Annotated in this window: 35 protein-coding genes; 33 read left to right on the top strand and 2 right to left on the bottom strand. The window is 41.7% G+C overall.

The annotated features are described in order from the left end of the window. The first annotated feature begins 11 nt into the window (after positions 1-11). Together EGI31_RS19635 and EGI31_RS19630 are read left to right on the top strand one after the other, a co-directional pair. The gene (locus tag EGI31_RS19635; protein ID WP_255038861.1) at positions 12-1,718 is read left to right on the top strand and encodes a RagB/SusD family nutrient uptake outer membrane protein; all 1,707 of its coding nucleotides are present in this window, start codon (positions 12-14) and stop codon (positions 1,716-1,718) included. A gap of 97 nt (positions 1,719-1,815) precedes the next feature. Continuing rightward, the gene (locus EGI31_RS19630; protein WP_255038860.1) at positions 1,816-3,294 is read left to right on the top strand and encodes a glycoside hydrolase family 32 protein; all 1,479 of its coding nucleotides are present in this window, start codon (positions 1,816-1,818) and stop codon (positions 3,292-3,294) included. A gap of 852 nt (positions 3,295-4,146) precedes the next feature. Here the strand turns inward: EGI31_RS19630 and EGI31_RS19625 are convergent. Continuing rightward, positions 4,147-4,536, bottom strand: a complete 390-nt coding sequence (locus EGI31_RS19625; RefSeq protein ID WP_255038859.1) for a helix-turn-helix domain-containing protein — start codon at positions 4,534-4,536, stop codon at positions 4,147-4,149. A gap of 155 nt (positions 4,537-4,691) precedes the next feature. Here EGI31_RS19625 and EGI31_RS19620 point away from each other — a divergent pair, with 155 nt between their 5' ends. The 15 genes from EGI31_RS19620 (at position 4,692) to EGI31_RS19550 (ending at position 14,558) form a co-directional block, all read left to right on the top strand. Further along, a complete protein-coding gene (locus tag EGI31_RS19620; protein WP_255038858.1) occupies positions 4,692-4,991 on the top strand; it encodes a hypothetical protein in 300 nt (99 codons plus the stop codon). Positions 4,992-5,094: 103 nt separating this feature from the next. Beyond that, a complete protein-coding gene (locus tag EGI31_RS19615) occupies positions 5,095-5,292 on the top strand; it encodes a hypothetical protein (protein WP_255038857.1) in 198 nt (65 codons plus the stop codon). Further along, a complete protein-coding gene (locus tag EGI31_RS19610) occupies positions 5,289-5,507 on the top strand; it encodes a hypothetical protein (protein WP_255038856.1) in 219 nt (72 codons plus the stop codon). Before EGI31_RS19615 ends, EGI31_RS19610 begins: the two co-directional genes overlap by 4 nt. A 43-nt stretch (positions 5,508-5,550) precedes the next feature. Continuing rightward, positions 5,551-8,592, top strand: coding sequence for a hypothetical protein (locus tag EGI31_RS19605; protein ID WP_255038855.1), 3,042 nt, complete (start codon positions 5,551-5,553; stop codon positions 8,590-8,592). A 56-nt stretch (positions 8,593-8,648) separates the two neighbouring features. Then, complete coding sequence (locus tag EGI31_RS19600; protein WP_255038854.1) at positions 8,649-8,876, top strand: hypothetical protein; 228 nt, start codon at positions 8,649-8,651, stop codon at positions 8,874-8,876. Further along, positions 8,854-9,210, top strand: coding sequence for a hypothetical protein (locus EGI31_RS19595; RefSeq protein WP_255038853.1), 357 nt, complete (start codon positions 8,854-8,856; stop codon positions 9,208-9,210). The genes EGI31_RS19600 and EGI31_RS19595 overlap by 23 nt, the downstream gene beginning before the upstream one ends. 151 nt (positions 9,211-9,361) lie before the next feature. Next, the gene (locus EGI31_RS19590; protein ID WP_255038852.1) at positions 9,362-9,907 is read left to right on the top strand and encodes a hypothetical protein; all 546 of its coding nucleotides are present in this window, start codon (positions 9,362-9,364) and stop codon (positions 9,905-9,907) included. 70 nt (positions 9,908-9,977) lie between these two features. Beyond that, entirely contained in the window at positions 9,978-10,250 is a 273-nt protein-coding gene (locus tag EGI31_RS19585) for a hypothetical protein (RefSeq protein ID WP_255038851.1), read from the top strand. Then, entirely contained in the window at positions 10,247-10,531 is a 285-nt protein-coding gene (locus EGI31_RS19580) for a hypothetical protein (protein WP_255038850.1), read from the top strand. Before EGI31_RS19585 ends, EGI31_RS19580 begins: the two co-directional genes overlap by 4 nt. An 18-nt stretch (positions 10,532-10,549) precedes the next feature. Next, positions 10,550-10,789, top strand: coding sequence for an Hc1-related histone H1-like protein (locus tag EGI31_RS19575; RefSeq protein ID WP_255038849.1), 240 nt, complete (start codon positions 10,550-10,552; stop codon positions 10,787-10,789). Positions 10,790-11,124: 335 nt separating this feature from the next. Next, a complete protein-coding gene (locus tag EGI31_RS19570) occupies positions 11,125-11,454 on the top strand; it encodes a hypothetical protein (RefSeq protein ID WP_255038848.1) in 330 nt (109 codons plus the stop codon). Beyond that, positions 11,454-11,615 (top strand): hypothetical protein, encoded by a 162-nt coding sequence (locus EGI31_RS19565; RefSeq protein WP_255038847.1) that lies wholly within the window; start codon positions 11,454-11,456, stop codon positions 11,613-11,615. The genes EGI31_RS19570 and EGI31_RS19565 overlap by 1 nt, the downstream gene beginning before the upstream one ends. 25 nt (positions 11,616-11,640) lie before the next feature. Next, positions 11,641-12,198, top strand: a complete 558-nt coding sequence (locus EGI31_RS19560; RefSeq protein WP_255038846.1) for a hypothetical protein — start codon at positions 11,641-11,643, stop codon at positions 12,196-12,198. A 3-nt stretch (positions 12,199-12,201) separates the two neighbouring features. Continuing rightward, positions 12,202-12,564, top strand: coding sequence for a hypothetical protein (locus tag EGI31_RS19555; protein WP_255038845.1), 363 nt, complete (start codon positions 12,202-12,204; stop codon positions 12,562-12,564). A 14-nt stretch (positions 12,565-12,578) separates the two neighbouring features. Next, entirely contained in the window at positions 12,579-14,558 is a 1,980-nt protein-coding gene (locus EGI31_RS19550) for a hypothetical protein (RefSeq protein ID WP_255038844.1), read from the top strand. Between the two features lie 545 nt (positions 14,559-15,103). On the opposite strand, the gene EGI31_RS19545 is transcribed toward EGI31_RS19550, so the two are convergent. Continuing rightward, entirely contained in the window at positions 15,104-15,280 is a 177-nt protein-coding gene (locus EGI31_RS19545; protein WP_255038843.1) for a hypothetical protein, read from the bottom strand. Between the two features lie 156 nt (positions 15,281-15,436). Between EGI31_RS19545 and EGI31_RS19540 the strand changes: the two genes are divergently transcribed. The 16 genes from EGI31_RS19540 (at position 15,437) to EGI31_RS19465 (ending at position 25,658) form a co-directional block, all read left to right on the top strand. Further along, positions 15,437-15,970: a hypothetical protein gene (locus tag EGI31_RS19540; RefSeq protein WP_255038842.1), complete on the top strand. Its 534-nt coding sequence runs from the start codon at positions 15,437-15,439 to the stop codon at positions 15,968-15,970. A gap of 282 nt (positions 15,971-16,252) precedes the next feature. After that, positions 16,253-16,771: a hypothetical protein gene (locus EGI31_RS19535; protein WP_255038841.1), complete on the top strand. Its 519-nt coding sequence runs from the start codon at positions 16,253-16,255 to the stop codon at positions 16,769-16,771. 11 nt (positions 16,772-16,782) lie between these two features. After that, positions 16,783-18,174: a hypothetical protein gene (locus EGI31_RS19530; protein WP_255038840.1), complete on the top strand. Its 1,392-nt coding sequence runs from the start codon at positions 16,783-16,785 to the stop codon at positions 18,172-18,174. 75 nt (positions 18,175-18,249) lie between these two features. Continuing rightward, positions 18,250-18,543 carry a hypothetical protein gene (locus EGI31_RS19525; protein ID WP_255038839.1) on the top strand — a complete coding sequence of 98 codons (294 nt, stop codon included), beginning with the start codon at positions 18,250-18,252 and terminating at the stop codon, positions 18,541-18,543. A gap of 108 nt (positions 18,544-18,651) precedes the next feature. Further along, complete coding sequence (locus tag EGI31_RS19520) at positions 18,652-19,557, top strand: S49 family peptidase (RefSeq protein ID WP_255038838.1); 906 nt, start codon at positions 18,652-18,654, stop codon at positions 19,555-19,557. 67 nt (positions 19,558-19,624) lie between these two features. Further along, positions 19,625-20,062, top strand: coding sequence for a hypothetical protein (locus EGI31_RS19515; protein WP_255038837.1), 438 nt, complete (start codon positions 19,625-19,627; stop codon positions 20,060-20,062). Between the two features lie 31 nt (positions 20,063-20,093). Then, entirely contained in the window at positions 20,094-21,089 is a 996-nt protein-coding gene (locus EGI31_RS19510) for a hypothetical protein (RefSeq protein WP_255038836.1), read from the top strand. Between the two features lie 74 nt (positions 21,090-21,163). Next, entirely contained in the window at positions 21,164-21,724 is a 561-nt protein-coding gene (locus tag EGI31_RS19505) for a hypothetical protein (RefSeq protein ID WP_255038835.1), read from the top strand. A gap of 10 nt (positions 21,725-21,734) precedes the next feature. Next, positions 21,735-21,953 (top strand): hypothetical protein, encoded by a 219-nt coding sequence (locus EGI31_RS19500; RefSeq protein WP_255038834.1) that lies wholly within the window; start codon positions 21,735-21,737, stop codon positions 21,951-21,953. Next, a complete protein-coding gene (locus EGI31_RS19495) occupies positions 21,953-22,354 on the top strand; it encodes a hypothetical protein (protein WP_255038833.1) in 402 nt (133 codons plus the stop codon). The genes EGI31_RS19500 and EGI31_RS19495 overlap by 1 nt, the downstream gene beginning before the upstream one ends. Positions 22,355-22,658: 304 nt before the next feature. Further along, positions 22,659-22,874 (top strand): hypothetical protein, encoded by a 216-nt coding sequence (locus EGI31_RS19490; protein WP_255038832.1) that lies wholly within the window; start codon positions 22,659-22,661, stop codon positions 22,872-22,874. A gap of 94 nt (positions 22,875-22,968) precedes the next feature. After that, positions 22,969-23,700, top strand: a complete 732-nt coding sequence (locus EGI31_RS19485) for a hypothetical protein (RefSeq protein ID WP_255038831.1) — start codon at positions 22,969-22,971, stop codon at positions 23,698-23,700. Further along, the gene (locus EGI31_RS19480; RefSeq protein WP_255038830.1) at positions 23,697-24,020 is read left to right on the top strand and encodes a hypothetical protein; all 324 of its coding nucleotides are present in this window, start codon (positions 23,697-23,699) and stop codon (positions 24,018-24,020) included. The genes EGI31_RS19485 and EGI31_RS19480 overlap by 4 nt, the downstream gene beginning before the upstream one ends. Next, entirely contained in the window at positions 24,010-24,636 is a 627-nt protein-coding gene (locus EGI31_RS19475) for a ParB/RepB/Spo0J family partition protein (protein WP_255038829.1), read from the top strand. Before EGI31_RS19480 ends, EGI31_RS19475 begins: the two co-directional genes overlap by 11 nt. Then, entirely contained in the window at positions 24,621-25,388 is a 768-nt protein-coding gene (locus tag EGI31_RS19470) for a GREB1-related protein (RefSeq protein WP_255038828.1), read from the top strand. The genes EGI31_RS19475 and EGI31_RS19470 overlap by 16 nt, the downstream gene beginning before the upstream one ends. A 27-nt stretch (positions 25,389-25,415) precedes the next feature. Then, on the top strand, positions 25,416-25,658 hold the full coding sequence (locus EGI31_RS19465; protein ID WP_255038827.1) for a hypothetical protein: 243 nt from the start codon (positions 25,416-25,418) through the stop codon (positions 25,656-25,658). The last annotated feature ends 62 nt before the right edge of the window (positions 25,659-25,720 follow it).

The following is a 25,720-nucleotide window of genomic DNA, read 5'->3' as shown; positions in this document are numbered from 1 at the left end:
AAATTTAAGTAATGAAAAATAAAATTATTATAACAGTTTTAGCCTCTAGCTTGCTGGCATTCAGCTCTTGCGAAAACGTGCTAGAGTACACTCCCAAAGGTGTTCTTTCTTCATCAGACCTAACCTCACCAACAGCGGTTGATGGCTTGGTGACCTCTGCTTATGCCGCCATTGGCAACGGCGACATGATTGGACCAATCTACAGTATGTGGGCTTATGGCTCGGTGCGTTCTGACGACGCCTACAAAGGCGGTGGTGGCACGGGTGATGTCGGTGAAATTGATGCATTGGAACATTACAATCTTGTAACGCCTTCCATGGGTGCCTTTGTTACAAGAACTTGGCAAAACTTGTTCAAATCAATCTCTAGAGCAAACGTGGCCATAAGAGCAGTAAATAATCTCGATGAGACAAGTTTCCCAAACAAAAAAGTAAGATTAGGCGAACTTAAGTTTTTGAGAGCCCATAGTTATTTTACTATGAAACTTTTGTACAAAAACATTCCAATATTTGACGAAACCGCCACTGAAGAAGACATTTTGAAGGTTTCAAATACACTTAGTAATGAAGAATCTTGGAATAAAATTGCCGCGGATTTTCAATTTGCAATAGACAATTTACCAACAAACCAGCCAGAATTGGGTAGAGCAAATAAATATGCAGCCCAGGCTTATTTGGCCAAGTTGAGGTTATTTCAAGCATATGAACAAGATGCCACCCATAAAGTGACCAATATCAACAAAACGAGATTACAAGAGGTGGTAACATTGACTCAATCTGTCATAAGTTCAGGTAAGTATAGATTAAGCAAGGACATCGGTGATAACTTTTTGCCAGAAACAGAAAACGGCCCAGAATCCATTTTTGCCATTCAATTTACAGTAAATGACGGTACAACTGCTGGTAGAATGAGCTATGAAGATGGCCTAAACTACCCACATGGTGCACCTCAGTATGGTTGTTGTGGATTCCACGCTGGTAGCCAAAACTTGGTGAATGCACATACAACGGATGCCAACGGATGGCCGAACTTCGATACATTTAACGAAGGCATTGCCGATTTGTCAAAACAATCAGTAGATCCAAGACTTGACCATACCGTTGGAATTGATGGCCATGTTTACAAATACGATAATACGAAATTGTTTAGCAATAGTTGGGTTCGAGACCCAGGTGTATACGGAAATTATCACACCATGCGTTTTCAGCAATTGGCCTCAAGCGGTTCTTATTTCAAATTAGGGCCATTCATGGGAACAGCCAAAAACTATGATGTACTCCGCTATGATGACATATTGTTAATACAAGCAGAGGCATACATTCAACTTGGCGAACAAGACAAAGCCCTACCACTTATCAATCAAGTCAGAGAGAGAGCAGCAATAAGCACCGAGCGTCTTAAGAAAGCCGATGGCACTTTTTCTTCTAATTATAATGTAAAGCCCTATTCAGCTACTGGTTGGACAAAAGATTTCGCTTTTAAAGCTTTACAATGGGAGCGTCGATTAGAGTTTGCCACAGAAGGCCCACGTTTTTTTGATTTGGTAAGGTGGGGCATAGCAGAGGCTACACTAAACAAATATATCGATAAAGAAAAAACAAGAAGAACATTTTTAGCAACTGCCAAATTTACTGCAGGAAGAGATGAGTATTTACCAATACCTCAGGCTGAAATTACCTTTACCAATGGATTATACAAACAGAATCCAGGGTATTAAAATAAATCTTCATAGGATTTGATTGTCCAAAATGGTAGTGGTTGATTTACTGCTACCATTTTTTTAAATCTTAATATATTATTTAAACATTTATTCAATGCAAAATATATTTATCATTCTGATAATTGCCATCATTTCTTATTCTTGTACCACCATATCGGCAGATAGCAAAAGAGATTTGACAACTTATCATCCTGACTATCATTATACCTCAGAAAAAAACTGGGTAAATGACCCTAACGGCATGGTACATTTAGACGGCGAGTACCATTTATTTTATCAATATAATCCTTTTGGCGAAAAATGGGGCCACATGAGCTGGGGTCATGCCGTGTCAGCTGACCTTAAGACATGGAAAGAATTGCCAGTAGCCATTCCAGAAACCAAGAATTCCGATGGATCTGTAAACATGGTATTCTCGGGAAGTGCTGTGATAGATACTTTAAATACATCTGGACTTTTTGAAGAAGGATTCAAGTCTGGGATGGTAGCAATATATACTGCCCATATTGAGAAGGATGGTAAAGGTATCGGGCAAGCACAAAGTTTGGCCTATAGTTCGGACAAAGGAAGAACATGGAAATTCTACGATAAAAACCCCATACTTGACCTCAAAATGACTGACTTCCGAGACCCATCGGTTTTTTGGCATGAAGGCAAATGGAAAATGATTGTCGTAAAATCGCTAGAATATACTGCCCAAATCTATGAATCAGCTGACCTAAAAAACTGGGAATTAGTGAGCGAATTTGGAAAAATTGGAGATTATGCTAAAATATGGGAATGTCCATCGCTATTTAAAGTACCGATTGAAAACAGTGATAAATTTAAGTGGATTTCAATGATATCGAGTGCACATGAAGATACGGATTATGTAGGAATGCAGTATTTTGTTGGTGAATTTGATGGAAAAAAATTCACGCCGGATGCTCAAACAGGGGTTTTAAGAATAGACTACGGTAAAGATTTTTATGCGGCTGTGCCCTTCAATAATCTACCTGAAAAAGAAAAGAACCCAATAATTATGGCTTGGGTGAACAATTGGGCTTACGCAGTTGATCTTACAGCTGAAGGCAGAAGAGCAATGTTTTCGATGCCCCGAAAAATTTCCTTGATTGAAAAAAATGGGAAATATAAGATGGTTCAGAAACCTATATTTTCAGATAATATTCAAACCGAAGTGCTCAATTTCAGTATGAATAACTCAGCAAATCGAAAAACCATTGAAATGAAAAGCAATTCTTATCGTCTGAATTTCACAATAGACCTGACAGATTCAAAAGGATTTTCTATTGATTTATTAAAAAATGGTGACGAAAAATCAACCATAAATTATGATTCAATCACCAAAAAACTGAGCTTTGACAGAACAAAATCAGGTGTAGTAAATTTCAATGAAAAATTTCCAAGCGTTGAAAGAATGACTGTAGAGCCCGAAAACAACATCATTAAGTTAGATATTTTCGTTGATAAATCAATTGTTGAAATATTCGCAAACGAAGGTCAGGCTGTGCTAACCAACCTTGTTTTTCCGAAAAACATTGGAGGCTCAGTTAATTTCAATTTCGTGAAATAAAAGAATATACTAGAGCTCAGCTTGGTCAAAATGTCATAACTTTCCATTCATTAGAAAGGTTTTGAAAATTGATTAACCTGTTTTTAGAATACAATTAAAGAACTTCTAGGAGGGGTCGTTACTCATATCGACTCCTTTTTGAAGTAAATATTCAAACCTGCTCTTGTATTCTGCTTCGGAATGAATTCTCAAATCCCCATCATTGACATTACAGCTAATGTTAAATTTGTTGATGTCCTATATGGAGAAGCTTCATAATGAATGTTTAAATCTCCATTTAGGCACCTAACCCATGGCCCAAAATATTGATTAGTATAATAGATAAGCTTATTACTGACATAGGTCGACAAAAAGAAAAGTTGGCGATACAAGACCAAGCTCGAGTTTAAAAAGCGAAACAGGAGAAGCTTTCTAGACGATTTACTACTAAACTGAATGAGGTGATCGAGGTGAGATGTGAGTAAAAATTCATGAATTGGCCGTTCGGAAAATAAATTTCTGAGAGTGGCTTTTTTGGTTATTTAATTACCTCAAAAATTATCCTAAATAAAAATTGTGGGCTAAATGTGGGCTAAATCGCAAATAAAAAATCGTAACTATTTAGTAATCAAATAGTTACGATTAGTATTCGTGGAGACGCAGGGATTCGAATTCAGCGTTAATTTGGTAATACTTAGTTTATGTTGTTGATAATAAGGTTTTTATAGGTTTTTTGAAGTTGTCATTTTGGATTTTATGTTGTCATATTGTTCACTCGGTGTCAGTATTTTGTCATTAATTTTAATGCTAGCATGCCTATGCTACTTGTATAACTGGTGGGTATAATGTCGTTTTTTTGCGTGTTAGTTTGGGCTACTTAGCATCCACCTCAGTACTCTTTAGTCTTTCGACTTGAAGATTGGCTCTTTGGGCTTCTTCTGTGGCTTTGTTGGCCTTCCATTTGTAAAATTCTATGAGCTCTTCGGGAGATATGCCGTATGGTGTGTTTGGCTCTAAAAATTGACCTAGTTTTTGTTCTGTTGCATATTGTTTGGGCGGTTGGGTGCCGAATAGTAGGTATGCTGGGTCTACGTCTAAGGTCTTGGCTAAATCTTGAATTTTATGTAAATCGGGCATTCCTTTGCCTGATATCCATTTCAAAACTGTAGAAGTGGATTTGTATCCTAAGGCTTCTCCTAGCGTTGAACTGTTAAAGTTTCGCTCTTTCATGAGCTTGGCTAATCTCTCTTTAAAATCGGACATTCTTACTTTGTTTGAGGTTATTGCAAAGAATAATGAAATAAAGTCTCACTTTATTTGCTAATTATTACTTTGTTTGATACTTTTGTTACGCCGTAAAATTACAACGTAAAGAAACGGCGTAAAATAATTAATTCATAGCGTATAACTACCTTAAAATGCTAAAAAAAGTAGAAAAACCAGAGAATGAAATGCTAGATGTGGGCTATTGGAGGGGTCTTTTTGATGATTTGTATTTGAAGGCTCCGCATTTTGAAAGAAAGCAGCTCGTGGTTTATGACAATTTTTTCCTGACTGCTGTAGGGAAGGATTGTGTGAGAAATGTTAAGGCCGGAAAGGCTGGATTACTGCCTACTAAGAAGGTGGTAGAGGCTCTGACGAAGTTGGTTGAAGCTCAAGAGCTGGCCAAAACGAATGTGGATGGATTGAAGAAACGACAAAAACTTGTGATGCCATGAAAAAGGAATGTATAGATCTGGCTCTTTGGTGTGGTGTGGCGGCTTTGGGCGTGTACCTGTTGGTGGATATTGGTATTGATAAATATAAAAATAGGAAGAAATCATGAACCTACAAGAGACTATTGACGCGATTAATGACTCAAGCATTAAGCTGGAGCAAATACCAGACGCTAAAACACTTCTGGAGAATGAGATAGCGGCTTGTGAAGATGTGATACAGGACCCAGAGACGGAGTTTCATATGCGGGCTGAGTATCATCAAAAAATGAAAACCTTTAAAAAACTGCTGAATAGGATATGAATTCTAATACCATTCCCGATAATTCTCAACTGCAGCTGCATAATGATGTGGTTAACTGCAGTAGTTGTAAAGCTAATTATGGCGTACAAGTGGCTCTTGAGCTGAAGAATATTAAGACTAAATGCCCTTGGTGCGAGAAGGTGCAGGACTACGGCCCTCAAAAAGAAAGCCCTTTGGCACCCAACTGGATAACTCCAGGCAATGCAAATAAATAAAAGACTTCCCTAATTATATGAGAAATTTAAAACTGGTGGCGATATGACACAACAGGAATGGAAAGTAACGCCCCAGATGGTGTATGATGCCACTAATGGTGGTTTGGATATTATTCATGAGTATTATCCGCAGTCTGTTGGCAAGGAGGGTACGAAGAAGTATTTTAAGATTAGAGACGAAGGAAGTGCGAGCTGTAGGTTGTCGGAGTACAATGGTATTTACTATGTAACGGATTTTGGTGATAGTGGCACTACCAAGGGCGGTTTCTTGGTGATGAATGCTCTTGAGGTGATGATGCGTGAGGATAGCCGAAAGCCGAGCTTTGTGGAGTGTCTGAATATTTTGGCTGAAAAGCATGGACTGAGCCAAGAAACGACTAAGCAAAAGGCTGAGTATAAGTATGAGAAACTGCCTCCTGTAGAGGGTGCACCTGTGGGAAATATTGCTTTTGAAACCAAGGAATGGGACAAAGGTGAGCTTCAGACGGTTTTTGCAAGGCGTGTGTGGGATAGACTGCAAGGACTGAACTTGAAGCTGGAAAAGGATAAGTTGGAGGCCAAAGGTGATGATGTGGCGATGAGGAATGCTATTGACCTATGCAAGGAGTATGGGTTGATTTCTCTGAAACATTATGATTTGACCTCAAGAGAGGAGAAAAGCGGTAACCTGGTAACGCATAGGTTTGGGTCGACGGCTAGTTTTCCGATACTGATGTGGGAAGCTGGTACCTGGCAGAAAATTTATAAACCGAGTGCTAGAGATAAGAAGTATAGGTTCGTGATCAGGGGAGAGAAGAGCCGTGTGATGTTTGGCTATGCGATGGCTAAGAAGAAGTATGAGCAGCTGTTGGAAGACAGTGACGCTTCGACAGGCTCAGGGCAGGAGGATGAGGTTGAAAGTAATAGAAAACCAGCTAAGAAACTGAATGAGATTATTATATGCTCTGGTGGTTCTGATGCCTTGAATGTGGCGGCAATGGGTTATGCTGTGGTGTGGTTTGATAGTGAGATGTTTAGCCTAACGAGTGAAGAGTATAGTAAACTTTCAGGAATAGCTGAGAAGGTGTATTATCTGCCTGACATAGACACAACGGGTGTACAGGAGGCGGTGAAGATAGGCATGGAGTGGCTGAATATTCATTTGATTTTTTTGCCAAATGACCTGAAGAAAGAGTATGATCTGAGGGGAAATCAGTGTAAGGATGTGCGGGATTTTTTTAGAAATCATGGACAAAGAGAGTTTGATACTTGTCTGAAGCAGAGCATGCCAATGAGATTCTGGGATGAGAATATGAAGCTGAATAAAGAGGGTAAGGTGGTGAAGAAGAATGGCCGTGCTCAGATTGATTACAAGCCTAATAATGAGCTGATGTATAATTTTCTTTACAGAAATGATTTTGGGCTTTATGAAATGCCTTCGGTGAAGTCAGGACAGATATTGGTAAGGAAAAAGGGCAATGTGGTTCAAAAGATTGGATTTAGGAATATTAATCAGTTTGTGAAGGAGTTTCTGAACGTGGATAGTGTGATGAGGTTGGTTGGGTACAATTATGTGGATATCAGGAATGCGTTTCACCGTTCGGCTCAGTTTTCGGAGGCGAGTATGGATAATTTGAAGTATTTGAGCCTTGATTTTAAGGATACCGGGAAGAGTCATCAGCTGATGTTTTTTGAGAACGAAACCTGGAAAATAGAACGGACGGGAATTAAGGCGATACAACACAACAAAGTGCCTGCAGTGGCTTGGGAGGAAGAGGTAATACCTGACAGAGTGAAGATTTTGGAACCTGTTTTTGAGGTTTTTGAGAATGAAAGTGGTGAGTTTGATATTAAGATTTTACGGAAGGATTGCCATTTTTTGAATTTTTTGATTAATACGAGCCGGGTGTATTGGCGTGTGGAGCTGGAGGAAAGGTTGGATAAACTGACTGATGAGGAGCAAGCTAAGTATAAGAAGGAGCATCAGTTTAGTATTGACGGGCCACTTTTGACAGCTCAGGAGATACATGAGCAAAAGTTGATTTTGATTTCGAAGCTGCAGACGTTTGGGTATTTGCTGCATAGATATAAGGATAAGGCCGAGGCGTATTGTGTGTGGGTGATGGACTACAATATGATGACCGGAGCCAGTGACGAAAACGAAAGCCATGGCGGAACTGGTAAGAGTATTAGCTATGAGATACTGAGCCGCTACATGAGAACGAAGTTTTTGAATGGCCGTGATAAGAAACAACTGGAGAACCCGCACATAATGGAAGGCACGACTGAACACACGGATTATCTGTTTGTGGACGATGCCATGAAGGGTATTGATTTTGATTTTTTTTATGGCCTTATAACGGGGTTTATGCCTGTAAACCCAAAAGGCAATACGGAGTATATTATTCCTTTTTCGGATAGCCCTAAGATGACGATTACGAGCAATTTTGCTCCTGCGAGGAATGACAAAAGTACCAGGAGAAGGATGTGGTTTAGTAGTTTTTCGGACTATTACCACAAGAACCCTAACGGTGAATACAGGGAGGAGAGATTGCCGAAGGATGAGTTTGGTATGACGTTGTTTGAGGATTTTGACGCTGAACAGTGGAATCTGACGGATAATGTGTTTGCGAGGTGCGTGCAGAGCTGGCTTATACATGGCAAAGTAGAGAGTGCCGAGGAAAATGTACTGAAGAATATTTTGGTGCAAAGAATGGGCCCTGGTATGATGGCTTGGGCAGATGAGTTTTTCCACCAGGATAATGGTAGGTTGGACAGCTTTGTACAGAGACATGTGGTGTTTGAGGATGCCAAGAAACGAATCAGCCCGAATTTGACTCCTCAGGGCTTTATGGACAGAATGAGGGCGTGGTGCCAGTATAAAGGCTATGTGATGAATCCGAAGAATCTGCTAGGCAAAGATGGCCGAATTATGAAGCATGTGAACGTAGAGGAGTACAGAAATGGCGAAATAAGGGCAACTGAGGCGAAGGGAACGAAGGAGTGTATTTTTATTAAGACTGCCTTCGACTCCGCTCAGGCACCGCAGGTCAGTGACCAGGGTAATCCTGTACCCGGTGATTCTGGGCAGTTGAAGGCGTTTTGATTGTCGATTTTAGATTTAGGATTTTAGATTATCTCACTAATAAATTAAGTAAAAGGATGTTAAAAATTGCAACTAAGTTAATTGAATCCGGGATGGATTTTAATTATGAGAATTACAATTCTGAAGGCGAAAAGATTATCTGTTTTCCTCTTTGCATTGTGATTGTTGAGAAAAATGGAACGGTTTATTTAAGCCACTTAGACACTAATGAACAGTTCAAAAGTATTGAAGCTGTTTTACCAATATTGGATAGGCTGATTATTGAAGAAACTACTGGAAATTGATTATCTCATGACAAACGGATGGTATATGTATCCTGCTTTTAATGCTTTTTACAAGGTAGAGGGCAATGGGAATGAAGGGCGTGGGTTTAGGTGGTTTGTATCGACTGACGGGAATCAGAGCCGGTATGAGTTTTTCACGTTTGAGAAGCGGACTGCGGATTTTATAGCTGAAGGTGTGGCGGCCAAGACAGTGAAGGCTTGCCACGAGGCTGAATATCTGGCTTATCTGAAGGCGTTTTTGACTTGGCAACAGAATGCGTTGCTAGGCTTGGCTGAGCATCCAGCTTTAGCCCCCCCTGCCGTAACGACGGACCGCCCCAGTGGGGGAGCTTGATTTGAATAAGTAAATTGATTATCTCACTAATAAATTTTTGGTAAAATGAAATTGATAGGTTTTTTGTATGTGTTGTACCGGCTGAAATGTGATGTATGCCAGGCTCTGGAGGATTTGGGGATTTTTGATAAAAATGTAAACTGCTAAGGCGATGACGTTAGGATTTAAAACTAAAACGGATGACGGTAAGCCTACTTTGTTTCCGGAGAAGGTGCTGCTGTGCTTGATGTCGGAGGTTTTGATTAAGATAGTGGACTGGAACGATATTATGAAAGATAGCCCTTATGGACAGATGGCGGTGGGGACTTATGCCCCAAAGCTGCACTCAATAAGAGAGGACATTAGATGGAAGCCTGGTGTGATGATAGACTTCTACACTGGAGTGCGGACTAATAATGCTTATAGGTTTGCTCCTAGAGTGTCTGTGGTGAGTGTGCAGAAGATTGAAATTATACCTGAGCCTCCTAAGCCGCATAGCCTTGATCACCCTCGCATTTATTTGAAGAAAATAGATAAAAAAACGGGTAAGGAGGCTCTGCTGTGTTTTAGCGTAAGAATTGATAACAGGTACCAGTGGGAAAACGAAATTAAGAAGCTAGCAAAGAATGATGGCTTTGATACTGTTGATGAGTTTTTTGAGTGGTTTGGAGCTGGGTACAAAGGCAGGATTATTCACTGGACTTCTTTAAAATACTGATATGGCAAGGATGTACGAATACGAAATTAGGTGGTCGAAGCATTGTAAGACTGGAAGGGACTTACTGCTGTTGTACAGGATTAAGAAAGGTAATGATAAGATAGTGAAGCGGTTGAGCGTGAAGGAGATAGAGGTGCTGGTAAACGCTGGTGTTATTGAAAATAAGCGTGTGAGTGCTTGGCTGAAGGCAGAGAAGGAGTATAAACTCAGGAAGGAGAAGGAAAAGTTTGTGGGGAAACCAAAGGAAAAGCCTTCTGAAGATGGAGGTTTTCCGCCTGGATCACCTGAGCTGTATAGTTATTTGGCGGGATTGTATAAAATTAAAACCTGGGGGAATGTATGATGACGCTGGAGGATTGTGATTGTGGCCTTCGACAGGCTCAGGCAGACAGCAGTGGGTTGACGACCTTGGAGAAAATGTACTACATGGCACGGCCTGAGCCGGTTGATTTGGTTGAAGGAGATGACGGTGTTTTTAGAGAAAAGAAAATAGAAGGGAAGAATGAAAACGAAAGAAGAGGGTTTATTGGAAGGATGTTTTGGGCTTCTGATAGGTTTGACTCTTATGAGAAGGAGTTTGATTTCTATTTTGGGAAGGTGATTTTTAAGGCTGATATTTTTTAAATTATTAACAAATGTTTTATGAATAACAATGATAAGGAGGCTCTGAGGAGACAATTGAGCCTGAATCCGAGTAAGATTGAGCAGCTGGAAGCGGCTGTGAAAAGTGAGGCTTTTTATGATGATCAAAAAAAGGCTTATGCTGGAAATAAAGCGGCCGGAATACGTACCAGGAAAAGACTGAAGGAGATATCGGATATGGCCAAAGCGGCTATGGCTGAGCTGCTGGTTGTGCGTAAAAATCTGGATTTGACGCGGTGAGGAGCCGGCTAGCCCCCGGTGGGGGAACTGAATCGGATTCCTGTAGTGGGCGTTGTTTTTTTAGGGAGAATGGTGTGCGATGTGTGGCTTGTAGGCCGCAGAAGATATTGAAGACTGTTAAATGAATGTATCACCTTGGTGTGATATGAGTTCTTTAATTTTAGGGTTTACTAGAAAGGCCTGGGGCGATGCTCCGGGTCTTTTTTTTTGGCTTCGGCTCAGATACTGAGACGCAATGCATAAATCCTGCTAGAGCCGCTATGCATATCGGCTGTACTTAATCTGTCCTATGAGTATTGTTTTGAGGGGTTTAGTATTGAGTATAAATTGAAATTATGGCGACGTATTTGGTTAAGAATAGGATTAAGATTAGACGTCAGGCAGGTAATGACTGTGACGTGGTTTTTAATGTGCCGGATGTGTTTCAGGTGGCTGGGACGACGTTTAAGTTTGCGGTGTATGATAAAACACAGCCGTATAGGTTGGTTTTTGAGAAGACTGGAACGGCTATAGTGGCCACCGGCCAAAGGCTGGAGATTGTGATAAATAAGGCTGATACGCTGAATAAACATGGGCTGTATGACTGGGAGCTAGAGGCTGTGAAGAATGGCAAAGAGGTGACAATAGGAATGGGGGATTTTGAACTGACTAAAACGAGATTGTGATGGCTGAGGTAGAACTTTTGTTGGAAGTGGAGCCACCCATTGAGCTACAGCTGGTTTTAGAACCCGAGGTAGGCGTTATTCCTGGGCTGGCAAATTACATAGGCTTGCCTGGCCCCAAAGGTGAGCCTGGTGAGGTATACTGGGGCAGTACAAATTGGTAATTTATAATTTTTATAATTCATAAACATGAACAAAATATTTAAGGTATTCAAAGAAACGGCTGTGCCGGCTACTTGGCAGGCCGACGCAGTTTATTTTATACAGGCAGCTGGGGCTACCTACATGGAGATATACACCACCAGTGCGGCTGGTGTACCTAAGCGGCTGATTAACGAGGCGGATATCACAAGTATGATATCGGCAGGGCTGGCAGCGGCCAATGAGCTCACTATAGTGGCAGACATAGCTGCTCGTAACGCTTTGGCTCCTACAAGGGCGATGAATGTGTTTGTGCGTAATGCTACAGCAGACACTACCGTAGCAAGCGGTGGAGCATACTACCTCTATGACCTGGCCAACACAGCTTGGATAAAAACCAGCGAGGCCGAAAGCTTGGATGTGGTACTGACTTGGAACGCTCTACAGGGTAAGCCTACCAGCACGGCGGCACAAATAGACGCTGCTGTGGGCAACAGCCACTCGCATGCTAACAAGACACAGCTGGACAAAATAAGCGAGACAGACGGCAACTTGTACTACAACGGTAGCCTGCCAAAAACCGCATGGGCTTCGACAAACTGGTGATAGATGGAGCTGAAGATATATAAAGAGATATCGGCCATTCCGACTCCGTACACGCCCAACGCCATATATGTGGTGCGGGTGGGTACGGGTTTTAGCTTGTTTGTGTCCGACGCCACGGGTGCGGCGGTGTTTGAGCTGAATAGCAAAGAAACCTTCGAGACGGTATCTAAAAACCTACGGGGCATAGACATAGTTGCTAGCACGGCAAACAGCATGACGTATGCAAACGGAGTGGTGAAGACCATTACACGGCCTAGTGCTAACACTATAGTAGTGACGCTAGCTGGCACTACGCCTGCGGGCATAGAGCTGGTGAAGACAGTGACAACTTACGCAGACAAATTACCTACAATTATATATAGTTAAATTTTTAAAAAAATATGACGTTCATAAAATCAGGAAGCACAGTAATACAATCTTCGGTTGATGTTAATCCATCAGGCTTGTCCTCTATTGCAGGAGTAACTGCCCCGGCTAGAGGTAATTTATACGCAACTGCTGACAATTTAGCTGTGAGCGGGCAGTTAAGTGTACCTAAAGAAACGTTGCAGATTGCCACTATTTTTGCGTACGGATCTACGGCTATATTAACAATAGGGAGCGATGATGGTAATCTAGTTTCGGGCGGGACTATATATATACAAAATCCAACTATAGGATTTACTTCAGGAGCTCTATATGCTACAAATGGAGCAACAATTTCTTTAAACAATACAAATATTATTGTAGCTGCTGGAGGCGGTGGTGCTGAAATTGGTGCTTACCTTTCGAGCTGGATTCTTAACGCTAAAAATGTAAATTTCATAAAAATCGGTAGCACAAAAGGCTGGCACTACATTGGAGGTGGTGGTGTGTTAAGTAATGTTTCCTGGAGAAATGCACTTTGTGTGTTTTTTCAAGCGAGTCCTTTAATCGCTGAGAAATTAAAGCTCACAAATGTAGATTGGGGTATAGGCATCGATGGTTATAATATCAACGTTACGATTAAAAAGTCATCAATTCCAAGGGCGATGATTCAAAGGTCATCAAACACATTAAATCTATATGATGTACAGATGACGGATTGGGTTGCTTGCAGAGAGGAGAGTAGTCCAACAACTTCTTGTTTTAAATTTTTTAGAACATTAAATGTAAAAGCTGTTGGTAATAATCAAAGTCAGAGATTTGTTTTGTGGGATAATGTAAATTCGATATTAATAAATCAAACAACAGATTCTGCGGGAAATGTAGCTGATATTGCAATTCAGTGGGGCGAGGTACCTCACCCACCGGCAAATTATAATCCTGATATACTTACTGACAAAGTAGTTGCTTCGCAAATTGTTTCAAATCCTTCTGTTCATCGCACAGGTGCTTATAAGATGCCGTTAATTGCACAGTTCGCCACGTACAACTCTGTTTTATCTACTCAGGTAATTTCTCAGTTTGATATTACACAAGCAGACGCAGTTAATGCTTTTTCTTTATCTCCGAATATCATTGTTGATAATAATGTAACCCTTTCTGAAACAAATGCGGTCGCAAAACTGGCTTCTTCATTTAATGTTAACATCGGAACAAATACAATAACAGTAACCGCACTCAGCACCTTGGATGACTTGTATGATGTCATGAAAGCCTTTAAAACAAGAAATGTAAAAGCACAACTGGAATATCCCTCTATAGGCACTCAGCCAGTGGTGGCAAGTGGTGATACGCTGATTACAGCAATGAGCATAGTAGGGCTAGAGTTTTTGACGGGAGGAGCGAAATTTAAAAAGATTCAAGCTAACGGAACCGCTAACGGAGCTTTTGCTAATTTCTCTATAGTAGGAGATGTGACGCAGAATACTCCTTCGAGTTTGACTAATGTGAGTATATCGGGTACGCTTACTTATAATACGAATGTGGCTGCTGTTATTATGATTACTAACTGTACGTTGAATACTGTTGTAAACAACGGCACGGGCATAATTACAATTAATAAGATAAATGCTAGCAGAGCAAACTACGTTGATGCTGAAATCAACTTCATAGATAGTACTATTGCGGTAGTAGGTGCCGATGTGGTGACTTTTCACCCCTCGGCAAATGATAGAGACCTAAACCAAAACGCTTCTGGCAGTTTTACGGGTTCTTATGCGTTTAAGTTCGGGTCGGTGCAGAACGGCTCCACAATGTCCGGCACACTGTACCTGAGGTGTGTGGCGGGTGGTATTCCGTTTAATGTTAATCGGGATATTGTTGTCGGAGATAACCTGCTCGACCTCGGCACAACGGCCCAGCTGGCATCGCTCTCTAGCAAGATAGACCTTGCAGCTAAGGAGGCCACGGTGCAGGCCGTGAAGAGTAATACGGATTTGATTCCGGCTGTGTTGTAGGGTTTTAGGATTTATTATGAGACGCCAAGCCCCTCGACTTCGCTCGGGGTGACACATGGCGTCTGTACTGAGAGCTGGCAGTGATGCTGGCTCTTTTTTTTGGCCAAATGGGGAGATTGGTTTGGTTCTGCTTGGCTAGTGTATTAGACGCTAAGCATTGCGGCTGTACGGTGTTGATGGTAAATTACAGAATGGTTCCGATTTTCTCCGATTTGTGCAATTTCGTAAGGCGGCACGGGCGGTGGCTTTTGGTTTTCCTTACCTTTCCAGTTAGTAACTTCGTTTTTTTTGTAAGAATGTAATGTTTTAGTGTGTTTGGGTTTAAGTGTCTGTATTTGAGAGTATTGTGTATTACAAAATCTATTTATTTTTTGTATTTTTTAGTAAGAAATTACAAAAATTAGTAATAATAGAGGGTAGTTGGTTTCTACTATAGACTGATTATTACATTCTTACAGAATTTCGGAGGGTTCTTTCAGGTTTGATTTGGTCGGTGTATAGTTGTTAGATGCTTATAATCAATTAATTGTGTGTTTATTACAAAATTACGGTTTATTACGAGTTTGGGTAGATTGGTGGTTGGTTTTTAGCGGCACTGCAATTTGGCTGTAGTGAGGTGTGATATTGGAATTGTGCAAATAGCTGGCTTTGGAGTTGTTTAGATACAAGAGTCGCCAAGCATGGCGACTGTACGAAATGTTATTTTGTTTGATAATTATCACTTTATTTGATAGTTTTGGGAAACTATCTAAAATGAAATTATGCTTCTGCCGATCCCTGTAAAGCCGTATGTGCGGCATCTCCTTTTGAAACATTATGGTAAAGAGCCGATACCGATAAGGGCTAATACGGATATCGGACAGATTTTTCTGCTGGCTGTGCTTAGGAAGGCGTATCTGAATTTGAATTTCAAATGGCGGGGCCAACTGCTGTATGAACTGGAGGATGATGAAAGGCAAATTATGCTGAATGAGATTGTGGAAGACCTGAATAATCCGACGGATGATGATGGACTGCCACCAGGAAAGAAAAAAGGAGCGAAGGCTAATGAGCTGGAGATAGAGATGCCCGAGGATTGTGTGGAGTTGAGGTTTTTGGTAGGTGGAAAGTTTGAGCGTGGTGTGATTATGCCAGATATGCTAGAGCAGATTGGAAAGGCTCTGGAAAGTTATGCGAGGATTTATGCGAAGGGGTTTTCGCATGGCTGCCGGTGCTATTTTAATAGTAGCCGGAACTCGGCTATTATCATGCATCAGCTGTTTGATTTTGCTGAAGACACGCTGACTAGAGATAACCTAGATAAGATCATCCAACGGGAGAATAATGAGATGAAGGACCCGATAGAGGCGACGGGTTTGCCGAGGAAGAGTTTTAGGTTTGTGCAGCCCCCTAACCCCCAAAAGGGGAAATAGTATTATTCATTGCGGTTGTACAAATAGCCGCAATGCATTGCGGCTGTACTGTCTTATTTCTTTTTTTTTGGTCTTATGCATGTTAAAGTTGTCTTGGATTTGGATGTTTTTGGAGGGCTTGTAGGACGGGTTCTTTATTCACTTCGGCTCCGCTGGCTTCGGCTTCGCTCAGCCACCAGTGATGGAGAACTTGGATTGCGTGCCTTCGACAGGCTCAGGCTGAGAAAGTGCTGAATTGCGGCTGTACTATTGGATATGTATATATATGTATAGGTTTGGATTATGATGTATGTGAATGTTGGTGAACTGGGCGATTGGCAGGGAATGACCAATGGCCGTATGGTGAAGGAGCTGTGGCTGGTGAAACAGGCTGACGTGCTGAGTGTGAACGGCTTTGTGGTGAAGCTGAATGCTGAGGTGACGAAGATGGTGTTTGCCCAGAATACTTGTTTTTATACTGAAAACGAGGAACTGACTGATAATGGACATGCGTATAGCTGTGCAATAGACTGTGAGATGCCTATACTGAGAGCTGATGTGAACGCTTGGCTGAAAGCAAATAGGAATGCTAAAGTAGTGTGTTTTTTTCGTGATGGGAATGAGAATGCATGGCTTATAGGTGATGATGTGACCGGACTGGATGTGATACACAGAAAGCAAGTAGGTGATAAGACTGGCTATGTGATGAATGTGGCTGGTGTGTGTAGAGAAGGTGCGGTGGCGTTGCGGTCTTCGGACGTGGCGGTGGTTTTTGAGAGTACGGATTTTGGTTTTGATTTTAGTGAGGATTTTAATAGTTAAATAATAATAAGATGACTGCAGATGAGTTTGAAGCTGGTGTGAACAACATCATTGATAATACACCTAGGCGTGGAGTGGCTGGTAGCGAGGGTATTACGAAGAGTATACTGAAACTGATAGTGGGTGAGTTTAAGAAGCTGTATAGTAGTTTTGTGGGTATAACTGGCTCTGCTGTGCTGAATGCACCGAACGGGCGGAATTATGTGCTGACGACGTTGTACTGTCATAGGACGCTGGGGAGTGATAATTTGACGGATGAACAGTATTTGGCGGGCTCGCTGAATAACCAGAACTGGTTTCAGAGCGTGGAGAAGTGCTGGGATTATGTAAATAAGCTGAATATTCAGAATGTAAGAATTTACCTGCTAGGAACGACGGCGAACGACCCTTGGGTGATTGATACTTCGCTGATTATGTTTCATAAAGGGGAGTTTTATTTTGGTGGTTCAACTAATTCAGCTATTGGCACGGCTTTTATAAGTTTTACGGCTAATGGCCGGTTGAGCTTTATAAACACAGCTGCTAATATATATAGGTGTAATATTGTGCAGAATGGACAGCAGAGTATATATCTAACAAGCCAAAGTAGCTTGGCATGTGGACAGCTGGAGGTGACGCTTGCGGCTGCGGCTTTGCGGTTTATTGGTATGTCTGGAGCCGCATTTGTGAATTTTCAGGGAGGATTGACGGTGAATTTTGGGTCTAATAACCAGCAGGTGTTTCATAATAATGGCAATGGAGCTGCGAGTGTGTGGATAGGTAACCATACGGAGTCTGTGGTACTTAACACAGGAGCATACACGGGCATAAAGTGGAGTACTACTGGAGGTGGGTATAATTTTTATACTCACATCATAAATACGGTGAGTTTTGGCCTGAATAGCTACCCGACGGTGGATTTTTCGGGGTCAGTGATGATAGTTGGTACAGGAATGGCACTGAAGACACAGCATGTACCTGGGAATTTTGACTATGCACTAGTACTGGGTACTGCTAGCCCTCTGAGGTTTGCTGACTTAAATAATGCTAGTGCGAAGGCATCGGTAGGAGCTGATAGGTCTTTGATGATAAATTCGGTGGGTAAGGTTGTGGTTGGTCAGGCTGAAAATCAATTAAGCAGCTTCAACATTCAAGTCCGGAACACTGCAAGTGTAACAGTAGAGGAAGATGCGAACGACCCTAGACCAATGATGGTAGAACTTACGTTTGCAGGAGCAAAGACCGTAAACTTAACTAATTACCCTCAAAATAGGCAGATTATTATTGTGAACACGACAACAACAGGTGCGACAATTAATCCTGTAAATGGAACTAGTATAAATCTTTCTGCTTTAGAGGCAATTAGCATTGTTAAAAGCACTACTGGCAGAAATATCGCAAAAGCGTATGGTTATGTTGTGTGATTTGTGCTGTCCTATAATGTTGTAAATAGATAGTGTAGGTTTGGTTCATTGTAAAATTTATCTAATTTATTTATCATGAAAAAGTTTATTGTAATGTGCTTAATGGGGCTGTTTAGCTTTGTTGGTATTACTCAAGCTGAGGGTCTGATAAAGGTAGATGATGGTTTGAAGGTAAAAGTGGCAAGTGTGGACAGTTGCAAGATTGTGGCTGGAAATACGGTTTCTACTGTTGTAGAGATGCCTGCTTACCTTACTGATACCATTGGTATCTTTAGTGACTCTTTAGGTAAAAATGAGGCTTTTGCTGAGCCTAATGGAGTTGATCAAGAATTTGTTAGCCTGCATATAGACCCTGGTTTATGTGATTGAGGGCGTTGATTACAAAAGCTAAAAAAGTGCGAGATTCTTATAGGGTCTCGCACTTTTTTTATTATTCCTGTCCTATTGAGAGGTGAATGTGTATTGTAATCTTGGTTTATGATAGAGCAATTAATTTCAAAAACTTGGGCTTTGGAGCCTCGTTTTAACGAGGTCCAGGCCGCTCTTATGCTAAGGAAACTTAGCCAAGGCGGCTCAATGGCTGAGATGAAGGCGGCTTGGGATGAGCAAAAAGCGAAGCATGGGCCGTATTTGGCACCTAGTAACTTCGGCTCCGCTCAGTCACCTGTTGCAAGCCATATAGGAGCTGATGGGAAATGGAAACCGTGGGATTTGTCTCAGGCTAAAGGTGGTGGAGTGGCCATTATACCTATGATAGGCACCATGACCCGTTATGGCGGAATGTGTAGCTATGGAAGCGAGGATTTTGCGAGCTGGATTATGGAGGCCAATAGCATGGACTACGTAAGCTCGATAGTGCTGGAAATGAATGGCCCTGGTGGTGAAGTGGACGGTACTGAGATGCTGGGTGCTGTGGTGAAAAACTCGAGAAAACCTGTAGTGGCGTATGTGGCCGGTATGGCTGCGAGTGCTCATTATTGGGTAGCTAGCCAGTGCCGTGAAATCATTATGGAAAGTGAAACCACTAGCGAAGTGGGCAGTATAGGTGTACTGAGCATGCATGTGGATGCTTCGAAGTTCTACGAAAAAGAGGGCTACAAGATTAATATCATCAGGTCGGATGGCTCTGAGGATAAGGCTCTTTATAATAGTATTGAGCCGCTATCGGCGGAGTTGCTTAGTACTGTGAAGGCTGAGCTGAATGTAGTTAGAGGCACTTTTATAAAGAATGTGAAAGCTGGTAGACCAGGTATATCTGACGATGTTTTTACGGGTAAAATGTACTTCGGAAAGGAGGCTATTAAGAAAGGTATGGCGGATAGTATAGGATACCTGGGCGATGCTGTCTATAGGGCGGATTTGTTGGCGAGCAAGAGTGCTTGATTTTGTGTGAGCCGCAAAGCATTGCGGCTTTACTTGATGTGATTTTTTAATTTAATTTTTTTATAACATGTTTAAAACGTTAGCTAGTTTTTTTAAACCGAAAGGGCAGGCTACTGAAGATGCCACGGATGACTCAGGAGCCCCCCAGCCCCCAGTGGGGGAGTCTGCGGATGCTGATGAGAATGATGAAGAGGAATCTGAAGAAGAGACTTCTGAAGATACTCATGAGGATGCTCAGAAGCCGAGTGCCGGAATAAGTACTGAAAGGTACAATGCCTTGCTTGCTGCTGAAGCCGAACTTAAGAAGTTTGGTGCTACTCCTGCAGCTAGAGCGGATTTTTTGGCCGAAACCAGACAGTTGTTTACGTGGTACAACAATGTGAAGAGCGTTGGTGTGAAAAATGTGGCTCAGGATGCCAATCAGGAGCAAAAGACCAAGACTAGACACAAAAGTTCAGTGACGAAAGAGGCTGAGGCTTTGGAGGCTAAGAGGGCAGGTAAGTAATTTTTGAAAAATTTAAATTGTATTAAAGCGAATGCCGACTTCAATTAAACTTAGTGACATATCAGCTGAGCTGCAGGATGTTGCTACTGACAAGAAGGATCATTTTTTTACTGAGGTATACAACCTGGGTGAAAATGATAGTGATCCGGAGAATTCAATTCCGTCTATGGCGGATTATTGTGCTGAATTTGACACCCCTAATGAGGTGATTTTTACTAATGTATGGGCTACCGGTGCATGGCAACCTGGCGGCAAAAAAACAGCTACTGGAAAGGTTTTTAACCCTACACCAGATGCTGTTGTTTTGAAGCCAAAGTCTGCAAGGGTAGAACATATTTCGCAAAACTTTGAATGGAGCCAAGCCGATTTGATTTTGTTAAAGAAATCATATTTGAACGCAATCCAGAGAAAGGCTATTAAAGCTGATGAGATTCCGTTTGGTCAGTTTTTGTTGGATGAATTGGCTTTAATGGCTAAGGAAGAATTGAGACTTGCATACTGGATGGCCGTGCATAATCCTCAAGGAACTAATTTCTTGCAGTTATTTAATGGCTATAGACACCAATTGCTAGCGGCTATTACGTCTGGAGAAATACCTGCAAGTAATGTTGTAGATACAGCTGTTTTGAGTGCTACTTCTGGTGTGAATGTTTTTGAAACCATAGTGGCGGGTATTCCAACAAAGATGCTTAGCAAAGTGGTTTGTTTAGTTTCAAGAACTGCGAAGAAGGCCTATGAAGACGATTACCGTACTAGATACGGAACTTTGCCTTATAACCTTGGTCAGAAAAAGCCGAAAATAGACGGTACAAGTATAGAGTTTATGGTGGAGCCTGGTCTTGATGGTTTTAATCGTCCAATATTTACGACAAGGAAAAACTTGGCTAGGCTATATGATAGCTCAAGTATGGCTGAATTGGAGATTGTGCGTGATATAAAGGAAAGGTCAATAGCGGCTGTTGTTGATGCTCAAGCTGGTGCCGGTTTTGGTAATGGTAAGCACGTTTGGACTAACGACGGGGTTTGATAGCCTTTGGTGTGAGAGCCGCAAAGCATTGCGGCTCTACGTTTGTTTTTTTTGAATTTTAAATCTTTAATAATATGCCTGTATTGAGTTTGGGTGCTGTGGATGGACAATGTTTCCAGCAAGCTAACCCTGGCGGTGGTCGTAATTTGTTTGCGATACTTGCCAAAGATGTTGTCGGTAATTATCCTTTGCCTGAGCATTTTAATGCAGATGGAACGGAGCTGACGGCGTTGCCTACTTTGGTGGCTACTAAGAAGTGGTCGCAGTATTTGTTTCCTGACGGAACGCTTGACTATAAGATAGATGATAGCGGAGACCCTAGTTTTCAGTCTTATAAGCACATGATAGAGTTTATGATGGCTGGTAAGAGCAAGGCACTGAGAGCTGAGATGAGGAAGTACATCAATGCCGGTGCGTTGTTTCTGATTGAAGATAAGGATGGTGAGTACATTCTTGTGTTTAGTACTGATGATCCTGGTTTCTTGAAGAAGTCGTTTGCTCTTGGCAAAAAGGGTAACGATAAGCGTGGTTATACTCTGAAAGCAGAGGTGGATGGTTTGACGTTTGGACTTGTAACATTGCAGAGCTCACTACTGGCTACGTTGTCGCCAAACTTGGTGCCGCTTCCTGCTTAATTTTAATTTTATGCTTAAAAACTATAGAATAGTAGACGAAGACTCGCACAAAAATGCGGGTGCTATTATACCAGGATTCGGCCTGGTGCCGCTTGATGCGGAAGTGTTGACTGACGATATGGCTAAAGCTGCTATAGCTGCCAAAAGTCCGTTTTTTGAGGAAGTTCAAGAAAAAACTCAAAAAACAGCTCGATTGACTGGAACTAATAACGACTCTCAAACTGCATAATGATGAAACAGACTAGAGAGGAGAGAATTAAGGCAGCTGCTCAGGCGGAGTTGGATGCTTTTGTGGAAGAGAATGCGGCTTTGACAGGTGGTACCTCGGATGAAGAGCAGGACGATACTGCAGCATCGAATTTGGAGGATATCCAGATGGAACTACAGGAGGCCATAGAGGCTAAAGAAAAAGCTGAACAGCAGGTGCTAAGAATAGCTGGAGAAGCTGAAAAAAAGCAGGAAGAGCTAACTGCAGTAAGTGCGGAGCTTGCAACTGTAAAAGAGGCTTATGAGGGTTTGCAGAAGTCTGCAGATACGATGAGCGAGACCATAGCGGCACTCCAGAATGAATTGGCTGGATTTAAGGCTCTTGTCAAGGATGCAGGGGAGCCTGCTGAAGTGAAAAAGTAATATTGAATTTTTTAGATTAGTTGGAAAAGCTCGGGGCGATGTCTCGGGCTTTTTTTTGTGCCTAAGAGACGCAATGCATTGCGTCTTTATGATTTTATTGATGCTGTGAGACGCAAAGCATTGCGTCTTTATGATTTTATTGCTGCTGTGAGACGCAATGCATTGCGTCTTTACTATATTTGTGGTGCTTACTCATTATTTATTGGCTTACGCAACCGAAAGAAACTGTTCGGTTGGCATGGGGTGCGAGTCCCTGTCTGTTTTTGCGTAAGCAATAATGGGTAAGCGGTGACCAACCGAACTTATGTATCTACTCGAAGAAAGGAATATTCCGTCTCTCGCTGAATTGCTGAAAGATATCAGCTCTATCAAGGAATTTAAGTCTGTTGTGCATGATCACTTGCAAATAGTGAATGAAGTTACTGCAGATGAATTTCAGGCTTATGAAGACCCCATGAAATACATCGAATTGCGTGATTATGTGGATGCTATTGAAGGGTTTATGAGGTTGCTGAGATAGAACTGAGCCGCCAGCCTTCGACTCCACTCAGGCAACAACATTTGAAAGTATTACGTCTTAGCGGCAATTGCCGCTTTTTTTGTATTTTCGTAACATGGATGATAAGGAATTACGAAGACAGAAGATATTGGCTAAGGCTCATTTTGATAGTGTTCTGCAGCTGTTTGAGCACGGTCTTGCTACTAAGGATGATTTGGAAGCCAAAAGGAAGATTTGGCAGGATTTAAAGGGTTTTGACCCTGCAATGATTGCGAAGCCTGAGAAGGTTATTTTTACACCTCGTGCTGATATTAATGTAAAAGTACCTTCGGAAACCCAGAGAGGATTGAATCCAAATTGTTTGATAGTAGATGAAAGTTTTGATGAAGCTGCAGAACTGGAGGCTATACAAGCAGAGTTGCATGAAGTAGACATGCGGAAAAATAAGAAGATCAATGAGCTGGCTAAGATGCCTCGCGATAGTAATCAACTGCCACTTGTGACGGAAATTAAGGCCTTGAGAGAGGAGTATGTAAATAAGAGCGATGAGGTTTATTATTTTAAAAGGCATGGGGAGCGTGTCTCGGCTGCCTTCGACTCCGCTCAAGGACCTGGAGAATTAAATTCAGAATTGGTGAGTTTTGATGATAGTGAGTTTGTGAAGTCGTTGCCGAGAGATAAGTTGGCACTGCATAAGATGAAAAAAAGCCTGGAGAGTTCTTTGAGTAAATTTAAGGCCAGACTAGCAGCTGCCAAGACTGAGGTGAAGAAAGCTTCACAAAATAAGAATATAAGCATTGCGACGATTAAGATTAATACTATTGACCAGTTAATGAGTACGTTATGAAAGTAAGTAATAAAATAAACAAGCGTATCAATAAGGATACTGTTCGGATGTTTTTTGAGCTAGAAAATGACAAAGCTGCCACTCCAGCCGGTGAACTGTTGGTGGAAGTGAGATTTGGGATTTTTACGAAGTTGAATTTTAAAGCTCAAATAAAGCCCTTATCGAGTAGCCAACATGGTTATGTGTCTTTTGATGTTAAACGTAGTGTTTTTGCTAAAGGGAAGCGGTTTACATGGTTGTTTGTGACTTCTGCTCCGCTAAGTCATCAGGAAGGAAATGGCGTTTTAACCGATAAATGGGAGAATTTGTATGAAGGTTGAGGAATTGTTTGTGACCGAAAAGGTAAGTGTGGCTGAGCTGGTGCCTCATACGCTGAATCCACGAAAGATAAAGCAGCTTGAGAAAGGAAAACTTTGGGCTAGACTGCAGAAATTTGGCTTGATTGGTATTCCTGTAAGGGATGCGGATGGAACCCTCCTTAGTGGCCACCAGAGATGCCAGGTACTTAGAGACTATGGCATGGGCGATATGGTGATAGACGTAAGAACTGCCGTGAGGAAACTGACAGATGTGGAGCTGAAGGAAATCATGGTGATTGAGAATACTCATGCCGGGGAGTTTGACCTGCAGATGCTACATGATGAGTTTGAGGAATATGTGAATCTTGATGATTTTAATATCAGCATGGATGACCTGACTAAAGACCTAGACACAGGAAACGAAAAGGCCATGCGTGATGAGCCCGAAATGCCGATAGTGCCCAAATACTCTGAGAAGTACTCTGCAGTGATAATTATGTGCGAAAATAGCATTGATGAGAATTATGTACGTGAGGTGCTTGGACTTGGCAAAGCCAAGGATTATAAGACCAGCAATGTGGGAGAAAGCTATGTGATGACCGCTAAACAATTTACTGAAGCATGGCAGAGGAAATGACGGCCCCCCAGCCCCCAGTGGGGGAGATAAAGGTGCTTATTGCTTCGCACAAACGAGCTGATAAGATTACTACTCATAAGAAAGTGGCGAATAGTATTATTTGCATACCTGAGAGCCAATTGGGTGAGTATCGCGAACATTGCCCGGATGCTGAGATTGTGACCCATCCTGACTCAATTATTGGCCTTAGCTGGAAACGCCAATGGATGTATGAGTATTTTGGTGATGCGTTTCATATGGATGATGACCTGATGTATATGAAGCGGATTTATACCGAAACAGGTGAAAAGGACAAATTGAGTCCACAGGAGATTTTTGATGTTATACAAGCCACTGCCAGAGCTGCCAGACAGTCTGGGGCTTTTTTGTTTGGATTTAATACCTCAGGTAAACCTTTTACTTATGCGAGTTTGGCACCCATCCAGCTGAGTGGCTACGTGAATACTTGTGCATTTGGGTTATTGGAAGGCTCGAAACTGTATTTTAGACCTGAACAGCGATACCAGGAGGATTATTGGATTTGTGGGCTTAATGCTTATTTGCATAGGAAGATTTGGCGTGATAATCGGTTTTACTTCCACTACGGCGATACTTGGGTAGGCTCTGGAGGATTGGCGGAGTTTAGAAATATGGAGACTTTGGAAAAAATATTGGGCGAATTGCAAGGATTTTTCGGCGAATATGTAATTTGCGTAAGAAAAACTGGTACTAGAAACCACCAGTTCCAAATGAATTTTAAAGTACCATTTTAAACAACTGAGATTACGGAATTTAAGGATATGAAGTTTACCTCTGATGGTTTGGCAAAGGCGAATCTTCAGATGGCACTTTTAAATAATGCAGTGCTAAATTCAATTTTAGATATATTGATAAAAGAGCATGATTTAGATTATGATAAAATTATTCTTGAAAATTTTGATAGTCATTTAAAAAATGCTCTAGAGGATATTGAGGAATTTTCAATAAAAGGCAATAATGAAGGAGGCCTTGAGCCCACGAATGAAGAGCGAAATGAGCCGTAAGGTGTTTCTTTAAGTAGAGTATAGTTTCGCTGAAAAGCCCTGAGAAATCGGGGCTTTTTTTG

It is taken from the genome of Lacihabitans soyangensis (assembly GCF_024343775.1).
Classification (GTDB): Bacteria; Bacteroidota; Bacteroidia; order Cytophagales; family Spirosomataceae; genus Leadbetterella; species Leadbetterella soyangensis.
The sequence above is the reverse complement of the archived record's forward strand: the minus strand, read 5'-3'. Positions and strand labels throughout refer to the sequence as shown.

What these genes read in the sequence shown, in the direction of transcription:
- EGI31_RS19635 (WP_255038861.1), top strand. Translation starts at nt 12, where the DNA reads ATGAAAAATAAAATTATTATAACAGTTTTAGCCTCTAGCTTGCTGGCA.
- EGI31_RS19630 (WP_255038860.1), top strand. Translation starts at nt 1,816, where the DNA reads ATGCAAAATATATTTATCATTCTGATAATTGCCATCATTTCTTATTCT.
- EGI31_RS19625 (WP_255038859.1), bottom strand. Translation starts at nt 4,536, where the DNA reads ATGTCCGATTTTAAAGAGAGATTAGCCAAGCTCATGAAAGAGCGAAAC.
- EGI31_RS19620 (WP_255038858.1), top strand. Translation starts at nt 4,692, where the DNA reads ATGCTAAAAAAAGTAGAAAAACCAGAGAATGAAATGCTAGATGTGGGC.
- EGI31_RS19615 (WP_255038857.1), top strand. Translation starts at nt 5,095, where the DNA reads ATGAACCTACAAGAGACTATTGACGCGATTAATGACTCAAGCATTAAG.
- EGI31_RS19610 (WP_255038856.1), top strand. Translation starts at nt 5,289, where the DNA reads ATGAATTCTAATACCATTCCCGATAATTCTCAACTGCAGCTGCATAAT.
- EGI31_RS19605 (WP_255038855.1), top strand. Translation starts at nt 5,551, where the DNA reads ATGACACAACAGGAATGGAAAGTAACGCCCCAGATGGTGTATGATGCC.
- EGI31_RS19600 (WP_255038854.1), top strand. Translation starts at nt 8,649, where the DNA reads ATGTTAAAAATTGCAACTAAGTTAATTGAATCCGGGATGGATTTTAAT.
- EGI31_RS19590 (WP_255038852.1), top strand. Translation starts at nt 9,362, where the DNA reads ATGACGTTAGGATTTAAAACTAAAACGGATGACGGTAAGCCTACTTTG.
- EGI31_RS19580 (WP_255038850.1), top strand. Translation starts at nt 10,247, where the DNA reads ATGATGACGCTGGAGGATTGTGATTGTGGCCTTCGACAGGCTCAGGCA.
- EGI31_RS19575 (WP_255038849.1), top strand. Translation starts at nt 10,550, where the DNA reads ATGAATAACAATGATAAGGAGGCTCTGAGGAGACAATTGAGCCTGAAT.
- EGI31_RS19570 (WP_255038848.1), top strand. Translation starts at nt 11,125, where the DNA reads ATGGCGACGTATTTGGTTAAGAATAGGATTAAGATTAGACGTCAGGCA.
- EGI31_RS19565 (WP_255038847.1), top strand. Translation starts at nt 11,454, where the DNA reads ATGGCTGAGGTAGAACTTTTGTTGGAAGTGGAGCCACCCATTGAGCTA.
- EGI31_RS19560 (WP_255038846.1), top strand. Translation starts at nt 11,641, where the DNA reads ATGAACAAAATATTTAAGGTATTCAAAGAAACGGCTGTGCCGGCTACT.
- EGI31_RS19555 (WP_255038845.1), top strand. Translation starts at nt 12,202, where the DNA reads ATGGAGCTGAAGATATATAAAGAGATATCGGCCATTCCGACTCCGTAC.
- EGI31_RS19550 (WP_255038844.1), top strand. Translation starts at nt 12,579, where the DNA reads ATGACGTTCATAAAATCAGGAAGCACAGTAATACAATCTTCGGTTGAT.
- EGI31_RS19535 (WP_255038841.1), top strand. Translation starts at nt 16,253, where the DNA reads ATGATGTATGTGAATGTTGGTGAACTGGGCGATTGGCAGGGAATGACC.
- EGI31_RS19530 (WP_255038840.1), top strand. Translation starts at nt 16,783, where the DNA reads ATGACTGCAGATGAGTTTGAAGCTGGTGTGAACAACATCATTGATAAT.
- EGI31_RS19525 (WP_255038839.1), top strand. Translation starts at nt 18,250, where the DNA reads ATGAAAAAGTTTATTGTAATGTGCTTAATGGGGCTGTTTAGCTTTGTT.
- EGI31_RS19520 (WP_255038838.1), top strand. Translation starts at nt 18,652, where the DNA reads ATGATAGAGCAATTAATTTCAAAAACTTGGGCTTTGGAGCCTCGTTTT.
- EGI31_RS19515 (WP_255038837.1), top strand. Translation starts at nt 19,625, where the DNA reads ATGTTTAAAACGTTAGCTAGTTTTTTTAAACCGAAAGGGCAGGCTACT.
- EGI31_RS19510 (WP_255038836.1), top strand. Translation starts at nt 20,094, where the DNA reads ATGCCGACTTCAATTAAACTTAGTGACATATCAGCTGAGCTGCAGGAT.
- EGI31_RS19505 (WP_255038835.1), top strand. Translation starts at nt 21,164, where the DNA reads ATGCCTGTATTGAGTTTGGGTGCTGTGGATGGACAATGTTTCCAGCAA.
- EGI31_RS19500 (WP_255038834.1), top strand. Translation starts at nt 21,735, where the DNA reads ATGCTTAAAAACTATAGAATAGTAGACGAAGACTCGCACAAAAATGCG.
- EGI31_RS19495 (WP_255038833.1), top strand. Translation starts at nt 21,953, where the DNA reads ATGATGAAACAGACTAGAGAGGAGAGAATTAAGGCAGCTGCTCAGGCG.
- EGI31_RS19490 (WP_255038832.1), top strand. Translation starts at nt 22,659, where the DNA reads ATGTATCTACTCGAAGAAAGGAATATTCCGTCTCTCGCTGAATTGCTG.
- EGI31_RS19485 (WP_255038831.1), top strand. Translation starts at nt 22,969, where the DNA reads ATGGATGATAAGGAATTACGAAGACAGAAGATATTGGCTAAGGCTCAT.
- EGI31_RS19480 (WP_255038830.1), top strand. Translation starts at nt 23,697, where the DNA reads ATGAAAGTAAGTAATAAAATAAACAAGCGTATCAATAAGGATACTGTT.
- EGI31_RS19475 (WP_255038829.1), top strand. Translation starts at nt 24,010, where the DNA reads ATGAAGGTTGAGGAATTGTTTGTGACCGAAAAGGTAAGTGTGGCTGAG.
- EGI31_RS19470 (WP_255038828.1), top strand. Translation starts at nt 24,621, where the DNA reads ATGGCAGAGGAAATGACGGCCCCCCAGCCCCCAGTGGGGGAGATAAAG.
- EGI31_RS19465 (WP_255038827.1), top strand. Translation starts at nt 25,416, where the DNA reads ATGAAGTTTACCTCTGATGGTTTGGCAAAGGCGAATCTTCAGATGGCA.